Annotated in this window: 15 protein-coding genes and 1 riboswitch; of the genes, 6 read left to right on the forward strand and 9 right to left on the reverse strand. The window is 45.8% G+C overall.

Annotation, left to right across the window (positions count from 1 at the left end; genetic code table 11):
- Window positions 1-358: 358 nt before the first annotated feature.
- From Q4Q46_RS14605 to gbpA, 3 genes are all read right to left on the reverse strand, one after another.
- Complete coding sequence (locus tag Q4Q46_RS14605) at window positions 359-2,515, reverse strand: S46 family peptidase (protein ID WP_311906327.1); 2,157 nt, start codon at window positions 2,513-2,515, stop codon at window positions 359-361.
- A gap of 295 nt (window positions 2,516-2,810) precedes the next feature.
- Complete coding sequence (locus tag Q4Q46_RS14610) at window positions 2,811-3,986, reverse strand: aromatic amino acid transport family protein (RefSeq protein WP_311906373.1); 1,176 nt, start codon at window positions 3,984-3,986, stop codon at window positions 2,811-2,813.
- Window positions 3,987-4,551: 565 nt separating this feature from the next.
- Entirely contained in the window at window positions 4,552-5,997 is a 1,446-nt protein-coding gene (gene gbpA, locus Q4Q46_RS14615) for an N-acetylglucosamine-binding protein GbpA (protein WP_172599611.1), read from the reverse strand.
- Between the two features lie 122 nt (window positions 5,998-6,119).
- Window positions 6,120-6,219: riboswitch (cyclic di-GMP riboswitch) on the reverse strand.
- A gap of 411 nt (window positions 6,220-6,630) precedes the next feature.
- Here gbpA and Q4Q46_RS14620 point away from each other — a divergent pair.
- Window positions 6,631-7,185: a TMEM165/GDT1 family protein gene (locus Q4Q46_RS14620; RefSeq protein WP_006080423.1), complete on the forward strand. Its 555-nt coding sequence runs from the start codon at window positions 6,631-6,633 to the stop codon at window positions 7,183-7,185.
- A 126-nt stretch (window positions 7,186-7,311) separates the two neighbouring features.
- Here the strand turns inward: Q4Q46_RS14620 and katB are convergent, their stop codons facing one another.
- From katB to fkpA, 6 genes are all read right to left on the reverse strand, one after another.
- A complete protein-coding gene (gene katB / locus Q4Q46_RS14625; protein WP_311906328.1) occupies window positions 7,312-8,787 on the reverse strand; it encodes a catalase KatB in 1,476 nt (491 codons plus the stop codon).
- 339 nt (window positions 8,788-9,126) lie between these two features.
- On the reverse strand, window positions 9,127-9,369 hold the full coding sequence (locus tag Q4Q46_RS14630) for a YgjV family protein (protein WP_107403910.1): 243 nt from the start codon (window positions 9,367-9,369) through the stop codon (window positions 9,127-9,129).
- 89 nt (window positions 9,370-9,458) lie between these two features.
- The gene (locus Q4Q46_RS14635) at window positions 9,459-9,896 is read right to left on the reverse strand and encodes a PaaI family thioesterase (protein WP_006080418.1); all 438 of its coding nucleotides are present in this window, start codon (window positions 9,894-9,896) and stop codon (window positions 9,459-9,461) included.
- A 105-nt stretch (window positions 9,897-10,001) separates the two neighbouring features.
- Window positions 10,002-10,457 (reverse strand): hypothetical protein, encoded by a 456-nt coding sequence (locus Q4Q46_RS14640; protein ID WP_126492638.1) that lies wholly within the window; start codon window positions 10,455-10,457, stop codon window positions 10,002-10,004.
- Between the two features lie 110 nt (window positions 10,458-10,567).
- A complete protein-coding gene (gene exeM / locus Q4Q46_RS14645; protein ID WP_311906329.1) occupies window positions 10,568-13,183 on the reverse strand; it encodes an extracellular exonuclease ExeM in 2,616 nt (871 codons plus the stop codon).
- 619 nt (window positions 13,184-13,802) lie between these two features.
- On the reverse strand, window positions 13,803-14,576 hold the full coding sequence (gene fkpA / locus Q4Q46_RS14650; RefSeq protein ID WP_311906330.1) for an FKBP-type peptidyl-prolyl cis-trans isomerase: 774 nt from the start codon (window positions 14,574-14,576) through the stop codon (window positions 13,803-13,805).
- Window positions 14,577-14,730: 154 nt separating this feature from the next.
- Here fkpA and Q4Q46_RS14655 point away from each other — a divergent pair, with 154 nt between their 5' ends.
- The 5 genes from Q4Q46_RS14655 (at window position 14,731) to lpoB (ending at window position 18,591) form a co-directional block, all read left to right on the forward strand.
- Window positions 14,731-15,681 (forward strand): WD40 repeat domain-containing protein, encoded by a 951-nt coding sequence (locus Q4Q46_RS14655; protein WP_012090064.1) that lies wholly within the window; start codon window positions 14,731-14,733, stop codon window positions 15,679-15,681.
- A 9-nt stretch (window positions 15,682-15,690) separates the two neighbouring features.
- The gene (locus tag Q4Q46_RS14660) at window positions 15,691-15,903 is read left to right on the forward strand and encodes a SlyX family protein (protein WP_006080410.1); all 213 of its coding nucleotides are present in this window, start codon (window positions 15,691-15,693) and stop codon (window positions 15,901-15,903) included.
- A gap of 64 nt (window positions 15,904-15,967) precedes the next feature.
- The gene (gene def / locus Q4Q46_RS14665; RefSeq protein WP_006080409.1) at window positions 15,968-16,525 is read left to right on the forward strand and encodes a peptide deformylase; all 558 of its coding nucleotides are present in this window, start codon (window positions 15,968-15,970) and stop codon (window positions 16,523-16,525) included.
- Window positions 16,525-17,928: a COG3014 family protein gene (locus tag Q4Q46_RS14670; RefSeq protein ID WP_311906331.1), complete on the forward strand. Its 1,404-nt coding sequence runs from the start codon at window positions 16,525-16,527 to the stop codon at window positions 17,926-17,928. Before def ends, Q4Q46_RS14670 begins: the two co-directional genes overlap by 1 nt.
- A 69-nt stretch (window positions 17,929-17,997) precedes the next feature.
- A complete protein-coding gene (gene lpoB / locus Q4Q46_RS14675) occupies window positions 17,998-18,591 on the forward strand; it encodes a penicillin-binding protein activator LpoB (protein WP_259214997.1) in 594 nt (197 codons plus the stop codon).
- The last annotated feature ends 249 nt before the right edge of the window (window positions 18,592-18,840 follow it).

Genomic DNA, 18,840 nt, shown 5'->3' on the forward strand with positions numbered 1-18,840 from the left:
CTTGCTGGGTATCTCCTTCATACAGACTGGTTACACTAGTGCCCAAAAGGTGAGCAATGGTGATTGGCGAGACGACCGTCCGCCCCATGGACGGGGCGGTCGAGCATCCACGGATGGACTTGCTGCGTGTCGACGAGTCAATGCCATGGCTCCGCCTCCGCTATACGCTTACATTAATACAATGGTTTTATCCATTAGTTCACTCGAAACGCTTTCAAATCTCCGAAAAAAAAACGATAAACCACATTGGCTTATCGCTTTTTATTATCTTCCGTTCGCTAGCTAGTTATCACGTAAATCACATGACATAAGCGGCTTAACAATCATATTCGCCGCACTATGGCGATGCGGCAATGGATTACTTAACGATTTCCATCTCGGCTAATAAATTGTCGGCATGGTCTAAATATTTCATGACCCACAACATATAGCGGCTATCTACTTGGATTGAACGGTTGATGTTATCGTCATATGCCCAGTCACCGATAATGCTTTCATACACACCATCGAACAGCAGACCGACTAATTCAGCGCGGCCGTTTAGGGTGGGTGAACCTGAGTTGCCGCCGGTGGTGTCTAACGTCGACAGGAAGTTAACCGGTACAGAATCAATGGCTTTCACATAGAAATCACCGTATTGCTTCTGCTTAATCAGCTCTAACTCTTTCTTCGGCGCATCGAAAGGATCAACACCTGTGTCCTTTTGCACTATGCCTTCAAGGCGAGTGAATGGCACAGCCACTAAACCGTCTTTTGGCGAGTAGCCTTTCACATGACCCACCGTGACACGCAGGCTTGAGTTCGCATCGGCATACACAGGCTTACCTTGCTCAAGATTGTAGGCAATGATGGCATCCATGTACTGAGGACGCACTTTCATCAGCTCGCCATCCAGTTCTTTTTCTTTCTTTTCTTCAGCCATATCTGTGTCATACATAGCCACGGCGAATTGAATGAAAGGATCTTTAGAGGCTTTAAAATCGGCAACGGATTTATCCATCCACGCCAGACGCACGTCTTTTGTGCCTAACTCAGTTTTGGCGTACATTTTGTCTAAGGTTTTCGAAAGCTTAGCTTCGCTGAACTTTTTATCGATACCAAAGGCTTTATCCAATGCAGGTAGACGTTTGTCCGCTGGCAGTGCGGCGTAGCGTTTCAGCATATCGAATAACACGGCTTTATCGACGCTTGGCGCATAACGACGATCGATACGCTCCATGCTTGCTTTGAGGCGAGTCATATCACGTTCTTGGAAGCCAGGTTCACGCTGCATATCCGGCAGTTGTTTCTCGTTCGCTAAGCGATACAAGCTGCGCGCCGTTGGCAACATAGTCGTGCTACCTATGTAGCTTAAGATCATGTCACGCTCTTGATGCGCTTTACTCTTGGCAATTAACGCATCTAATTCCGCTAAGGTTTTACCGTATTTCGCTTCACGGCCGCTGTCTTTAGCGATCCACGCTGCAAGCTCAGCTTCGCGGGCTTTACGGTCCGCAAGCATGGTGGATTTGCCATAAAACTCGATCATCGAGGTGAAGTTTTTCGCATAGTTTGCAAGGCTAGCAATTTGACTCTCGTACTTAATACGTTCGTCACTGCCCTCTGGCGCGGTATCTTTAATGATCTCAATAAAGCGCTCGCGCAATAACTTACCTTCAGGATAAGCCCACTCGAATTGATTTTGTACTTCATTGGCGGTGCGATATCGGTTGGTGCGACCTGGGTAACCAGCCACCATGACAAAATCGCCATCGCTCACGCCTTTAGCCGATACTTTTAAGAAGCTTTTTGGTTCGTATGGTACGTTATCGCTACTAAAATCGGCAGGTTTGCCCGCTTTAGACACATAAGCGCGATAGAAAGAAAAATCGCCGGTGTGACGTGGCCACATCCAGTTATCGACGTCGCCGCCGTATTTACCCACGCTAGCGGCTGGGTTATAGACTAAGCGAACGTCGCGAATTTCCAGTTGTTTAACCAGATAATATTCAAGACCGCCGTGGAAGCTATACACTTGGCAACGGTAGCCGTCTTCTTTTTCACATTCAGCCACTAAGGCTTTTTCTTGGCTTTCAACGCCTTGATAGAAGTCACTGCCCATTTTACCTTCAAGCCCGCCTTTAACGCGCTCGGTCACATTGGTCACATCTTCGGTCACATACACACGTGAACCCGGTGTGGCAGGTAATTCATCGGCGAAGGTCTTAGCTAAAAAACCATCTTGTAGCAGGTTTTTTTCTGGGGTGGAGTTGTATTGAATCGCACCATAGGCACAGTGATGGTTAGTGACCACCAAGCCTTTTGGCGAGACGAATGACGCGGTACAGCCACCAAGGCTGATCACTGCGTTCATTGGGAATTCGGTGAGTTTTGAAATCGATTTGGCATCAATTTCTAGCCCTTTTGCTTTTAGCTCATCGGCCATAGCAGGCAGTTGATGGGGCTGCCACATACCTTCGTCAGCCTGAGCGCCAAAACTGGCGGCCACGGCAACTGTGAGTAACCATTTTTTCATTGTGTTAAGTCCGTTTTATGTGAATGAAGCCACGCGCAAGCTGGGCCATGTTCTCGTTTTAATCGTGTTGTTTTTATCTTAAGTCACTGTGTTAAAACCCAGCATCACTCGCTTTAAAACCTAAAAAGCAAAAAGTCAGGCCGGGGCCTGACTTTATCACATCGGATACACTCTATAACAGACTCGGAAAAATTCGCTTACAAAGCAAATACATTCCATCAGCTACATTACATCAGCGTTACCCCGCGGCGTTCGCTACAAAACTGACGCTAGCCACGGATTAAATACTAAGCCGCTAAATAGCAACAAATAGCTGCGCGCCCACAATCACAACGCCTAACAAACCTGCCAACACTAAGCCCGCAGAACCACCCGACACTTGATAACCGCCCGGTTGTGTTTGACGTTGACGTAATGCCATCACAATTGGCAAGAAGATGATCATCACCACCAATGGCACGGCCGCGAATCCCAGTACCGCCACAAAACCTTCTGGCAGATACAGAGCACATAACACTGGCGGAGTGAAAGTTAACAACCAGGTCTGTATACGGCCGGCAAACGTCTCTTTAGCACGGGTTAACTCGGCGACAAAGTCATACAGGCTTAAGGTCACCCCGAGGAATGAGGTCACTAAGGCTAAATCGGCGAATAACGAAATACATTTGCTGATCCAAGGCGTATGGGCAATATCCTGCAATGCCGTCACCAGTGACGGTAATGAACCTTCAAAACCACTGACTTCATAGCCACCGACTGTGCCTAAGGTCACCAACAACCAAAGCACATAACAAGCCAGTGGAATCGTCGAACCGATTAACAATACCTTGCGCAGTGAAACCGCATCACCATCCAGATAACGCACTAAAGTGGCAATACAAACGTGGAAACCAAAAGAAGTAAACACTACGGGAATCGCCGCCATCCAACTGCTGGTCATCGACTCGGCAATCGCGCCCGTTGCCATGCTGGCAATACTGACTTCAGGCAGGAGAAATAACACCACAACCACCAGCAGTAAAATCATTAACGAAAACAGCAAGCGGGACACTTTATCGACCCAAGCTACACCGAGCGCCGCAAATCCGCCGAGCACTAGGGTAAACAACAATACGGCGACTTGATTATCGAGCACGATATCGAACATGTTCTTCGCTTTAAGCACTAATAGCGATGACCCACCGGTGAGATAAGCCGCAGTCAAAGCAAATAATAAACTTAAGAAAGAAGCGCCTTGAATGATTTGACCTTTTTTACCCAGTAATTTACCCGTAATGGCATGCACGTTATCACCTACGCCAGTGCGTAAGTTAATTTCGAGCATCAGTAATGAGGTATAGGCAGATACGCCCCAAATAACGACGAGTAACACTAACGCCGGAATAATACCTAAAGCCGCGGTAGCTAAAGGTAAGGCTAACATACCTGCGCCAATGGCCGTCCCGGCAACGATGGCGATCGAGCCTAACATTTTTGAATTCACACAATAGTCCTGTTCAATGATTAATTATTATTTTATTTGAGTAAGATTTGAACCGATAAAGCCTTGCGTCTTAAATCGAAATAAGCAACACATCACTTAAAGCAGCTTCAAAAAGCATCCAATCGGATCTCATTCCTGCAGATCAATTGGCCCCAATAGCTTTTGAATATTTCAACCCAGTAGCCATTGAGGCTAACTAAATCGGTTGCATAAAAGTGGCATGACTTTCAATTGTGATAATCCTAATAACAACATAGGTAAAATAGATAGTTTGGGACATTAACAGAGCCAAACCCAGTGGGCAAGCCAGTTGTGAACAAAGATAAGTCGCGCACTGTACGGTAACAACTTAATAGCGCTGTGGTAAACGAAAACATACAAACCAACAAAATCGCTACCTTTGTTGGAAATACTTGGGGTTCAGCATTGTGGGGGAATCGAGGTCAAACGTATACTTGACTGTCGCGAGCGCGCTGAATATGGGCTTAAACATATTCGCTGTGTTTAAGCCCAATCACATCATGTTGAGAATCGATTAACTCAACATGTTAATTTACAGCTCAGTCCACGCCATAGTCCAAGAAGCGCCAACACCTGGCTCAAATCCTGTGGCAGAAGCCGACCACTGCATGCAATAGCCGCTATAGGGGAATGGCTTACATTGATACACTTTGCCATTTTTAGGCTGTAACACTGTGGTGCCCGCAACGTAACCTTTCACCCCTTCAGGGAAGACAAAATCCGCTTCCGGCGTTGGTGCTTGATCCTTTAAGAAGAGATCAAAGTTCTGCTGAATAACATCACCTTGTTTAGGCTCAGCTTTAACCTGCAAGTGATAATGCCCTGCTTTAGGCGCAACCACGTCTAACACTAAGCTCGCACTAGTATTATTAACGGTTTGGCTCACAAAACCCGCAGCCGTGCCATCGTGGCTAAACAAATACGCAGACACTAACATTTCAGCATTGCTGGTGACATCAAAACGAACCTGCGCCGCGCCGTCGATAATTTGATAATCGTCGGCAAGTGAAGTGACTTCTAAGCTGTTGCCCGGTGCGGGCGCCAGATCAAATCCCACTTCGACACGCTCAATACCTGAAGTCGTCGCAGTAAAAATGTCGTTTTTGCCATACACAGGCTCAATCACACCTGATGCATTTTTTTGTCCCGCTTTTAACTGAGACTGCTGGGCATTAATCGCGCTCGCTAATAGAAAAGGCCAATTTTGTTTATCACCTTGAGTCGCATCGCTAATAGTAATCACTGTTTGCTTAGCCGGTTGCTCACCATTGGCATCGAACACTCTGGTCATCACTTTATCGCCTGCCTTGAGATCGAGTGACGGATTGATGTCGCCCACATCGAGCCATTCACCCGGTACGACGGGACCCGAATCTAAGTTCACATCGATAGCATTGTAGAAACTGTTGGTGGTATCACCCACTTCCCACACGGCTAGAATCACTTGATAACCGCTGCGACCTTCTGGCACATAGCAGTCATGGGTCACTAACTTAGGTGGCTGCACCATGCCGCCATCGACCACGCAGAATGGCGCTAAGTCAAAGCTCGCGCGGCTTAAAGCTTGGTTTTGATTCCAATCTTGGCGAGTTAAATAATAACGCCAATTGCGGGTGACATGATTGGCAGTGAACTGCCAACTGAACTTATTCCAGCCCGCTTTAATATCTGTCTTTGACCAACGGCTGGGACTCTGTTCATCTAAAGGCGAGAAAGCACCATTACCCGCACTCGCCAGTTTGCCATCCGCAGGACCTGACTCAGGAAAACCCGATGGTCCTTCAACGCTTTGCGGTTCCCATTGCACCGCGCCACAGTTGGCATTGTTGCCGGTTTTACAGGCATAGGAGCGTGACTCTGGCGCCACAACATAACCGTGTGCCTGCGCAGAAATACTCACAAATGTATTTGCCGCCATCACTGCGGCGGCCAATAAACTCAATTTAGAAACAGGGGAAAAAACAGTAGGATTTGCCACTTTAATGCACTCCATTTGCACCCATCTTAGCCAGTATTGGCTTGGGCTTAGGTATAAAAGTGGTATTTGGGCAAACAACAGCATTAAACAGCAGTCGTTTATCTTTCACAGAAATCGAATTCTGCGGCAACTCCGCTATCTTAGTTCACTAAAAAATCCATTTACAACCTTAGACCGGAAGCTTTGCGTCCTAACTTTTCAATTAGTTTGCCAAATACGGTAGGTGTCATCGAATCACTACGAGTTAATAGTATGTAATCAAGTAGAAATGACCTGGCTAAATTAGCAACAAAAGACAACGCTGTCAAAAAATTAACCCATTTATATTCATATAATTACAGAATGTTGCGCGGTATTTTTCTGACGCCTGTCAAACATCCATTCGTGCCTACTGCGATAAACTCGTGCTTGAAACCGAATTTCACTTAGGTATAATGCCCACCTCGCTTCGGGGGAGTAGCTAACTGGATTTCGAGCCATCGTCATCTAGGGTGAACATCAACATACTTGGCCACACGCCATGGTGTTCACAGCAAATCATCGATTTGCCCAGCAAGACCTGAGCACAATGACTGCACCTAGGGGTGGACGGTTTATTGTGCTTATGTCTTAACCACCCCTAAAGGATCACACTTGGAAGCCCTACTTGCCTCAACCTTTACGGTTGCTATTGCCGAAATTGGCGATAAAACTCAATTGCTTGCACTTATTCTCGCCGCAAGATTTAAAAATAAAACCGCCATTATTTTAGGCATTTTTCTATCAACGTTATTCAACCATTTTGCCGCCGCTTGGATTGGTCAATGGGCGATTAACTGGGTCAGCCCAGATCTTGCCCGCTATTTAGTGGCTGCGTCCTTCTTCGCGATAGCCCTTTGGGTGTTAATCCCAGATAAAGTCGATGCCGAAGAGAGCCGTTTCTATAAAATGGGCCCCTTCCTCGCCACCTTCATCCTGTTTTTCATCGCCGAGATGGGGGATAAAACGCAAATCGCAACGGTAGTGTTAGCCGCAAAATACGATTCATTAACTATGGTGGTTGCAGGCACAACCTTAGGTATGCTGCTTGCCAACGTACCTGTGGTGATCGCAGGCCATTTCAGCGCCGAAAAATTACCTATGTTGTGGATACACCGCGGCTGCGCCGTATTATTCGCACTCTTAGGCGTTGTCACTCTGCTGTTCTAAATACTTTGAAGCTTGAATTACCGCAACAAAAAAGCCAGTGATAAACATCACTGGCCTTTCTACTTACGACGGTTTTATTGAGATAAACAGTGTCGACTTAGAAGCTTAACTTCTTAGAAACGCAGTTTATAACCCTAATGCCGTTCTAATACGCTGACCGTAATCCACATCGGCTTGTTCGAAATGTGCCAGCATACGTTGCTGCACATCTAAGCTTGTTTGACTTAGTGAACCTGAAATCGTTGCCACTAAGCGCGCTTTCTCCGCTTCTGAGAAGATGCGATACAGATTACCCGCTTGAGTGTAGTCGTCTTGGTTATAACGGCTATAACGCGCCGCTTCACCTTCTAAGCGCAGTGGTGGCTCGGCAAAGTTTACCGGTTCAACCAAAGCATCCGCAGTGCTGTTCGGACCATAGTTTGCCGTGGCATCGGCCCCCGTTTGGCTGCCATGGTAAGGACATTGTGTGCCCGCCATAGCGCCCGCACGTTGATGGTGATTTGCCTTAGCGGCATGTGGGCAGTTCACCGGTAACTGGTTGTAGTTGGCACCAATGCGGTAACGCTGGGCATCAGCATAGGCAAATAAACGCGCTTGCAACATCTTGTCGGGTGAAGCTCCAACACCGGGAACCAAATTGCTGGGCGCCAATGCCACTTGCTCAACTTCGGCAAAGTAGTTTTGTGGCAGGCGATTCAGCTCTAACACCCCAATCTCAAGCAATGGATAGTCGCTATGTGGCCAAACCTTAGTTAAATCAAATGGATTGATATGGTAAATATTGGCATCCGCCTCAGGCATGATCTGCACGTTAACAGTCCAACGCGGGAAATTGCCATCGGTAATCGCCACCACCATATCGCGCTGTGATGAATCGGGATCTATCCCCTTTAATTTATCAGCCTGTTCATTAGTTAAGTTGACCACGCCTTGCTGGGACTTAAAGTGAAACTTCACCCAGAAACGCTCGCCCTTGGCATTCCACAGCGAGAAAGTGTGTGAACCATAACCGTGCATTTGACGGTAGTTGGCTGGAATACCGCGATCCGACATCAAAATGGTCACTTGATGCATGGCTTCAGGGTTCAATGACCAAAAGTCCCACATGGCCTGCGGATCTTTTAAGTTTGTCTTAGGGTTACGCTTTTGCGTATGGATAAAATCTGGGAACTTAATTCCGTCACGCAAAAAGAAAGTCGGCGTATTATTACCCACAATATCGTGATTGCCGCGTGCCGTGTAGAAACGTAAACCAAAGCCGCGTGGATCACGCTCAGCATCGGCTGAACCCATTTCGCCACCGACGGTCGAGAAACGAATAAAGGTTTCAGTTTGCTTACCAACGCCATTGAAATGGTCGGCAATGGTGTAATCGCTTAAATCTTTGGTCAGGGTAAATGTGCCGTAAACACCGGTACCTTTGGCATGCACAATACGCTCAGGGATGCGCTCACGGTTGAAATGGGCTAACTTTTCAATTAAATGCCAATCCTGTAATAACAAAGGACCACGTTCACCCGCCGACAGTGAGTTTTGATCGTCGGCCACTGGGGCGCCGTTTTGGCTCGTTAAGTACTGACTTGTTTGATGTTGTTGACTCATGCCCTGCTCCTTAGTCTTGATTGCTGGTTAACCAGGTTTCAATTAAATCGTAAATGGTGGCCATGGTTTATCTCCTTGGCTGCGACGTGTTGTCGATGGAGCAAGAATAGATAATTACCACCAAAGAATAAAACGATTAAACTAGATTCATGCAATCTACAAAAAAGATTAGAAGCGAGATAGAAAAGTAGATAAACGATTGCGCGGACTCACAGCCAATGATTCGCTCACATCATTTAAGATGCGGTTGAAAACCAACATGGCTGCTCGCTGCGATGAAGCTGAGTGCTGTAAAGCAAAGTGCGGTACAAGCAAGCGGAGAAAGATGATGCGTTGCCATTAACTGGCGGGTGAGTCGGCTTCGCGGTAAAGCTTAACCAGATAATAAGTGTCAATCAGCACGATAAAAAAGTTAACTAAGGCAACTGGATAAGCCCCAATTGCCACGCCGTAGGCCACAAATAAAGCCGCGCCGATGAGATTCCACCAGCGCAGTTTTTTGATATTCGACATCATCAGTGATATTGCGACGACCACTGATGCTAAATAACCAACCCATTCCCAAATTATCGCGTTATCCATATCCAATCCTTATTTATATATTATTTAAATCAAACGATTGATACGCCATTCACACCACGGGAAATAGGCTGGGCTATTGCATTTAGCATTTAGCGTTTAACGACAGCCGCCGTCATCCGTGAAATACAGGTCAGTTCACCGGCGCTGTTATGGATTAACACTTCCCATACAGAGCTGCGTTTTCCTAAATGAATAGGCTTAGCCGTAGCGGTTAATAGCCCATTACGGGAAGCCCGTAAGTGGTTAGCGTTAATTTCTTGGCCGACACAATAGTACTGCTCAAAATCCACCGCGAAATTTGCCGCATAGCTGGCAACAGTTTCAGCAAGCGCGACATTCGCGCCGCCATGGACTATCCCCAAAGGGTTATGCACTGCAGGACTGGCTGGCATAGTTGCCTTCATATAATCGTCGCCAATCTCACTGATCTCAATCCCTAAGGTCTGCATCAAGGTGCCTTTGCCGCCCATACCGGCATCTAAACGCGCGCAATCCTCTAACGTGACAGCTCTAAACCAAATACTCATTGCAACTTCCTAGTCAATAAAACCAATCAGCAGTTTACTGCGAAGTGAATGAAGTTCAACTAGTTTGCGCTAAGCCAGTCCCGTCAATCTCGGCAAAAATAAGACTCAAACTAACCATTGTTTAGTAACACTCAGCCGACTAAACCAGACGAGAAACAATCCCCAAATCACCACCACACTCGGCATGATTAACGCGTCAGCCCCCAATACCACAGCCGCTTGTTGAATGCAAAACACATAGCTCATTTGCAACAAAACCGCGATAAGTGAGACAACCAACACTTTATAGGCAAGGGATTTTCGTAATAACAACAATAGGCAGCCTAGAACGCCCGACACCACAGCAAAGCCAAATATCGCATCAACTAAAGCCGGCGTGGATTCATAGAGTTTGATTTGATCTGGACTCATTTGCGCCAAGGCATCCGGCGTCATGGTCATTTGGATCACAAAAGCCATCAGCCCCATGATATTCCACAATAAACTGAGCGTTGCGACAAAGTAAAACCACAGTGGCGCCTTCGCTTTAATGGTTTTCAGCGGATTTGAGACTGTATCCATACTCACTCCTAATAAAAACTGAAATAAACAACTAAAAAAGGGATGGCGAACCATCCCTTCGTTTCAGTCTAGCTCACAAATAACACTTGTGAGTTCACCCGTTACACAGGTTAACGGCGACGACGTTGTAAACCAAACAAGGACATTAGTACTAAACCTAAATAACCCAAAGCACCGCCATCATCTTTAGGCGTTGGCTCAGGTTTTGGTGGCACTACTGGCGCTGGGTAGCTTAAGGCAACGATCACAGGATCGTGGTCCGATGCAGAGAACGCATTTTCAGATTTAGCCAGATCACCAGAGAATTTCTTACCGTATTCAAACAGGTTAGATTCCACTGAGTTGATATGCCAATCTTCAATATCCACTAAGCGCTTAGCTAAGCTAGCATTGGCTAAAGCATGGTCTAAGTTACCTAGCTCGCCGTTATAGCTATAAGAGAAAGTGCCTGTACCGTGGGCTTTCGTGTTCAAGTTGATCAGGCCATAGCCTTTTTCAATCTTGCTACCTTGGCGTTCAAATACTTTGCCATCGAGCGTCGTCCACGAAGCGGTCATGATGTCACGATCTGACTTGCTCGCATCAAAGTCGGTCAGCACACGGATAGGATCTTCCATGCCGTAGGCATTCATATCACCGATGATCAGTAAGTCGCCCTTCACGTCTTTTAGCGTTTCACCCAAGACTTTGGCTGCAGATACGCGGAAAGCATTACACTTGCCCTGTTGATCGGCAGGATCGACTGACTCTTCGAAGTTAGCCCAATCTTCTAAACAGCCTGAGCCTTTAGATTTCAGATGGTTAACGACTACGGTCAGCGACTCATCATGGATTTTGAAAGTTTGCGCTAAGCTGTGACGTTGGTAAGCATCGTTACCTGGATTTGTCTCAGTTTTGCCATCTTTAGTACGAGTCACGCTGCCAGCACTGGCATGTTGCTCAGGAGTATCAATAGCTTGAGCAGCACCCGCTAAGGTCACTTTGCCGCCACGGTATAACATACCGACAGTGATAGCATCAGTACCAAAGTACTTGCCGTCATATTTATCAGCGTCGGTGATTTCAACAAAGCTATAAGCGTTTTCAGGCGTTTGCTTCTCGTTCAGTGCATCGACTAAGTTTTTAATCGCACTCTTCTCACCAAAACCGTTGTTGGCAATTTCCATCAGACCGACGATATCGGCGTTCATGGCAGTAATAGCGCTAACGATTTTAGTACGTTGTAGCACCATTTCTTCCAGCGTTAGCGCGCCACGATTACTACCTGATGGATTGGTATCACCACCATCAACATCGTTAAAGAAGTTGAGCACGTTAAAGCTAGCCACGCGCAGATCGCCCTTAGTGGCGACGCTTGGGGCATCAGTTCTGTCATCACCACGGATAAAATCACCTGCTGTAATAGTGTTAGTTGCCACTAAACGATAAGCGCCGTAGCTGTAACCAATCACACCTTGCAGGTTAGTCAGTTGGTCGCCCACACGGATATAGCCCGTTTCCACATTGAAATCAGGGAAGTATGGAATTACACCGTCGGCAGGTTTGTAATCAGATTCGATAAAGAGTTGGTTTTCGAGGTTAGATTTAACTAACGCAGTCGCTTCAGCAGAAAGCGCGGGATAAAGCTGTGTCGCCTTCATTAGCGGTTCTTTATAAGACACTAACATGTTGTTGCGACGGCCAGCGTAATCATAGCTGAAGGTACGGCTGATCTTAAGATCGCTGCCCGCATCCAAAGCCACATTCATGCCTTCATAACGCTCTAATGCTTGGGCTAAGGTTTCGCCATCGGCGACATAGAAAGGCGCAGCAACAGGGACTTCACCCTTAGCGCCGACTTCAAATTTCTTATCGGCTTTTATATCGATTTGAGTTAAGCCAAAGTATTCTTTCACTTTACCCTGCACACACACTTCAACCCCAGGTTGAATTGCGTCAGGCGCCGCTTCACCTAAGAATACAAACACACCATCAGAGGTATACGGTGAGTTATCACCTTTCACTTCTTGTAGATAAAAACCTTTAAACAAGCTTTCGCCACGAGCAGTCACTATACCGCGCACTGTGACTTCAGCTTCAGACTCAAATGCACCTTCTGGAACGTAAGGGCTCGACTCGCCCGCACCTTGCACTTGATAAATCGGCACAATTTTAGCGCCGCTGCAGCTAAAAACAGGTACTTCAGGCTCAGCAGGCGTTTCTAGTGAACCTAAACCAGAGAAGGTATCTTTAGGTAATTGTTCCCACTGGGCGGCATTGAAAACACTATTAGCCTCGAGCGAATCTAACTTGCGTATAAAAGTAGCGTCAATACCCCAATCCTTTGGTGTAGGCAGGCTCCCGATAATGTCGACAACCACACCATCCTTAAGGAGTGCGACTGCATCCTCACCGTTAAAATAGATAGCACTACCATTAATTGCATCAACATCAGCAGCCAAACCTAAAGCAGCGCTTGGATGTTTAATAACCTTTAACTTTTTGACACCGATAGTCTGACCATCTAATAACGCCATGTCTGTTGCAACTGTACTGCCATTTTTATATTGAACTAGCTTATAGCCAGTCAAATCAACTGCTGCAGTGCCATTATTATAAATTTCAATCGCTTTATTGTTTGCGCTACCTTCAACATATTCGGTAATCATCACATCTGCGCTTGCCATCATAGGCAAAGCCGCTGCGACAGCTAAAGAAATCGCCGTTAACTTATTAACATTATCCATATCATCAACCCCATTATTATAATATTGCCGCTAACTTCTATTAACGTGCGGGCGGATTATTTCAGAGTTGAATGCGTAAAAAAAGAGGGCAAGATCGCACATTACCAATGTAACACATTGATGAGTAAATGATTATTGACGCAGCACTGTTCACCTAGCAGAACAAGGTAATAATTCGAAAGTATTAGCCAAATGAAAACAAACAGTAAGAGTAATACACATAGACACAGCCAAAGCACTAATGCGAACAAATAATAATCAATATTTTAATGTGATATTTTGATGATATTATTCAGTATGCGATACCCAATAAAATATAAAGAACGCGGCGCTTTAACAGATGACTGATATCATTAAAACGTAATTTAGCCTTCATCATTTTAAAATAAATCCAACGCTAAAACGGACTAGATTTAATGATTAATATCATCCATTGGTACAGCCGATAGATATTGATGATCGCTATATAAAACTAAACATGAGTTAAGGCTGTAAACCTTGTATAGCAAGGCAATAAATTAAGCATTAAAACAATAATGTGATTTTTACAGACAAAAAAATACCGCCCATTTAGGAGCGGTATTTCACTTACTGCGTATTAAACGCGGCAGTTAATTCATTACTTTTTAGCTGCTGGTTCAGCGGCTGGCGTTGCAGATGCTTTCTCAACTGATTTCAATTCAACTTCAAAAACCAGTGTGGAATTTGGTGGAATAGTACCAGTGTCACGCTCGCCGTAGGCTAAGTTTGCAGGAATAACAAACTTGTACTTAGCGCCAACAGGCATTAATTGAACGCCTTCAGTCCAACCTGGGATCACGCGGTTCAGTGGGAACTTAGCCGTTTGACCACGTTTGTATGAACTGTCGAACTCAGTACCGTCGATTAACGTACCCACATAATCCACTTCTACAGTGTCTTCAGCGGCAGGTTTTTCGCCAGTACCTGGTGTTAATACTTCGTATTGTAAACCAGACTCAGTTGTCACTACGCCAGACTTAGCCTTGTTTTCTTCAAGGAATTTTTTACCGTCTTCGATATTCTTCGCAGAAATCGCAGTAGCTTGTTCCTGACGTTTATCGTTTAACTTTTTATCTAGACCTTGAAGAATGGTTTGCATTTCTTCTTCGGTTAATTTTAATTGGTCATTCAGACCATTAGTGAAACCAGTGACAATCAGAGTGCGATCAACTGGAAGGCCTAATTCTTCTTGCTCTTTGATATGGCCAGACATGTAACGACCGATTGAAGCGCCTACACTGTAAGCTTCTTTTTGAGCTTCTGTCGTTAATTCAACACTTGTACTCGCAGCAGCTGTTTTTTCTTCTTGATTACAAGCAGATAGGCCAATAACAGCCAATGCAACTAACGATAATTTATAAATCGATTTCATTAAAGCTTCCTCAGCATCCTCAAGCGGTTACAATAACCTAAGCGAGACAACTTTATACTAGTTATCTCGGTTATACCAACTAGATTCTTTATGGGTTAACAGTGATTAATGTCACTTGATCAAGTCTAAAGACAGCAACTTAGGGAGCAAGTTCATGAAGAAAAATCTACTGCTGGTAATTTGCACAATTTTTCTGACAGCTTGCCATCCTAAAGCGGAAGACATTAGCGTTCTCACCACGGAACCTAGCTATAGCGCGAGTCTATCGAGCAATGGACAATTCGCCTTAGTCGCCACCCAAAGTAGTGGAGTCCAATGCTGGGATCTCAGCACCCATACACTTAAATACCAATGGATACATGGCGATATCAATACTGGCGTCACAGGTACGGCGATTTCGCCCAACGGACTATTTGCTGCGTCGTTAAGCCGAGATTCAGTTGCCATGTGGAGAATAGCCGACGGAAAATCCCTAGGATGGTGGTCTTTGCCTTCATCCGGTGAAAGCGTGGCGGTAGCCGATAATGGCGCACTACTCATTGGTTTAAATGATGGTTCAGTTATGTCGCTCAATGCTGCCCAAAGTGCCTTAATCAAATTTCTGGGACATAAAGATCGCGTCAATAGCGTGGCCCTCTCCGCGGATGGTCGATTAGCATTAACGGGTTCGAATGATATGCAGGCGATTCTTTGGCAGGCGCAAACGGGTCAGCCGCTTCATACTTGGACCTTAGGCAGCCGTATCACTAAAGTGGCGCTTAACGACAGTGGCACACTAAGTTTTACCAATGGCAGCACAAATGAAGCCAAAATCTGGGATAACACTAGCGGTAAGCTGTTAAATCAGTTAGATATTACACGTCGGCAGATGAACTTTTCTGCTGTGAGGTTTATCAAACAAGACAGCCAGATATTAACGGGAACGCCGGCGCGGGAAGTCATATTGTGGCAACGCGACTCGGGTAAGGAAATCGAAAAATGGCAGGTTGCACTCACTAAAAACAGCCAAAATCGAGGAGCCGTTGTATACTCTGTGGCAATTCGAGATACCAATAAAGTCGTTAGTATCAGTAGCCAAGGCTTAGTTGAGACTTGGCAGCAATAGAGGTTAGTCATGCAAGGCGTACAAGCACAGATTGAAGATCTAGAAACCAAATTGGCTTTTCAAGAGCTCACAGTCGAAGAGTTAAACCAAGAAGTGATCAAATTAAATCGACTTGTGGCTCACCAGCAGCACCAAATTCACATGTTAATTGGTAAGTTACAAGACATGGAACCGAGTAATATGGCGACTCAGGCTGAAGAAACGCCGCCGCCACATTACTAATACTGACGCTTTAAAATAAGACTTTGATTCAAAGACGGTTACCGCAAAATATCCAGGGAATGCGATGTTTAAACATTTGATGCCAAAACAAACCCCGCCTTTATTACCCATAGCGTTAGTGGGTGAAGCTATTCTAGGGCAGACTGCAATTGCAGTGCATCATTTCGATGCCGAGCTCGCGCACCTTGCAGAGCAAATGTCTGCCAGCATGGAAGCCGCCAAAGGCGTTGGCATCGCGGCGCCACAGGTTCACAGTCCCTTAGCTTTATTTATTATGGCTTCTCGACCTAATGAACGTTATCCCGACGCACCCAATATGGCGCCTGTAGTCGTGGTTAATCCGCAAATCATTCATGCATCGAGTGACTTAGTCGGCGGCGAAGAAGGTTGCCTGTCCGTTCCCGGCCAAAGATTTAACATACTAAGACATCAAGCCATTGAAGTGCGCTACCAGAATTTACAAGGCGAGTGGCAACAGGCCGAATTAACAGGCTTTATTGCGCGGATTTTTCAACACGAATTTGATCACCTGCAAGGGATCACCTTACTCGAGCGCTCACGTATGCCTGAACAGGCTCAGTCGATTTCTGCCCAGTCCATCGAACAAGGTGAAGCGCAATAATGAAACTGTCTTTGGTTACACCTTTATCTCGCGTTTTTATCGCACCCGCTTTGGCAATAGGATTGGCGCTAGGTTTATCGGGCTGCGCCTACAACAGTATTTTTATTAATTACCCTTCACAGATTGAACCGCTTAAACAAGAGTTAAATAGTGCAACACCCTTGGCCGATATCGACAAACTTGCCAGCAATATCAATGGCAACGATGGCCTACTCTATGCTCAAGAAGCGGGCCGTATTGCTCAAGTCGCCGGCGATTTTGCGGCCAGTAAAAAGTACTACCAACAAGCGGTCGATGCTTACACCGCCTTTGATGATAAGGCCAAAGTCAGCGTCAGCGACATTAGTGCCACAGCCAGCAGCTTAGTGTTAAACGACAATGCGATTCCTTACCGAGGTCCTGGGTATGAACGCATCATGCTGCACCAATACCAAGCGCTGAATTATTTATTTAGTGGCGATTACCAAGGCGCTTTAGTCGAAGTTCGTCGCAGTAACGAGTTACAAAGCAGCGAGCAAGAGCGCTATCAAAAATCGCAAAAGTCAGTGCAAGCCATGGCGAACGGGACTATCGATGCCGAGGTCAACAAACTAGGTCAAGCCGCAGGCACTGTGACGAGTTCTTTCTTAAACGCTTACAGCTATTACACCACTGGCGTATTACATGAAGTACTGGGTGAGCCGAACGATGCCTATATCGATTATCGTAAAGCGGCACAAATCACCCCAAACAACACCTATTTACAGCAAGATCTGGTGCGTCTCGCCAAGCAACTCGGCATGCCGCAATATGATGAGTTTAAACGTCGTTGGGGCGATGCTAAATTGCCTAATCCCAAAGATGGCCAAGTGATTTTGATGGTCGAGCGCGGCTTTGTGCCCGCCAAGCAAGCCCTTACCGTACCTTTTACTATCCATGGCAATTGGCAAACCGTGTCGCTAGCCACTTACATGCCAAACAATACTTTTGTGCCAGAGACGCAAGTGCAAGGTTTAGGTACAGTGCTGAAAACTGAACCTATTGCCAATATCGATGCCTTAGCCATCACAGCACTCAAGGAAGATCTGCCCGCAACCTTGGTTCGCCAAGTCGCAAGGGTCTATGCCAAATCCGAGATGGCCTATCAGGTTGGAAAGAGTGGCAGCCCCGGAAACAATGCCGCCGATATTGGCAGCATAGCGATGCAGATTTTTAACGTAGTAACAGAGCAAGCGGATCGTCGTAGTTGGCTGACGCTGCCTAAACAAGCACAGATCGGGCGGCGTTATTTGAGTGCGGGTGAATACACTTTGCAGTTAGATAAAGCGCCACCGGCAAAAATTGACGTTGCAGCAGGCAAAACCACCTTAGTCTGGGCAATTGATACTGGTAATTACACCCGAATTTATTCAATAATCATTTAGCCTAGCGGTTGTGGTATTTGAATAAGACGTGTGTCATTAAGTTTATACAATCACAAAATGGAACTGACTATGAAACAATTTAAACTGATTTTTGTGCTGGCTGCCGTTATGGGTCTGGCTGCATGTCAATCTAAAGTCGAATATGGCGATGCCACCGAAGTTGAAACCGTCAATGAGAACTTTGGCTCAACGGATCTACAAGCTATTGCAGCCAAGATGGTGGATAGCATGATGACTTTCCCTCCTATCGTGGCCATGACAGCCAATAGCCGTCCGATTTTATTTGTTGACAGCATCAAGAACAAAACCTCAGAGCACATTGATACTGAGTCTGTTACTGACACTATCAGCAACAAACTATTGCGTTCAGGCAAGTTCCGTTTTATCGACATGACTAAAGTAGATTCAGTCCGTAAGCAATTGGATTACCAAAACAACACTGGCATGGTTGATCCATCAACCGCCATCAAGTTTGGTCGTCAAATCGGCGCGCAATACATGTTATACGGCAATTTATCTAGCATAGTGAAGCAAGACGGTAGCACTAAAGACGTGTACTACAAGATGACAATGCGTTTAATGGATTTAGAAACAGGCCTGATCGAATGGTCTGATGAAAAAGAAATCCGTAAGATGAAGTCTAAGTCTTTCTTAGGCATGTAATTGTCTATTGGCGCTTACTATCACCAAACAGAGATCCCAAGAAGCCAGCTTAAACGCTGGCTTTTTTTTACATTTTTAACATTGGTTATCCAAGGTAAATAAGGTAGTGTACTCGGCCAAAATACACTGCAATGATACTGGTTCAAATCGGCGCTGGCGCAGGGGATCATTTGCCACTCAGGCAACCCCAAACTCCCGATATTGAAAGCCAATATCCAAGCAGAAAACAAATTGTTGAAGGATTTAGTT

The sequence above is a fragment of the Shewanella vaxholmensis genome (assembly GCF_031932135.1).
GTDB classification, from domain to species: Bacteria; Pseudomonadota; Gammaproteobacteria; order Enterobacterales; family Shewanellaceae; genus Shewanella; species Shewanella hafniensis.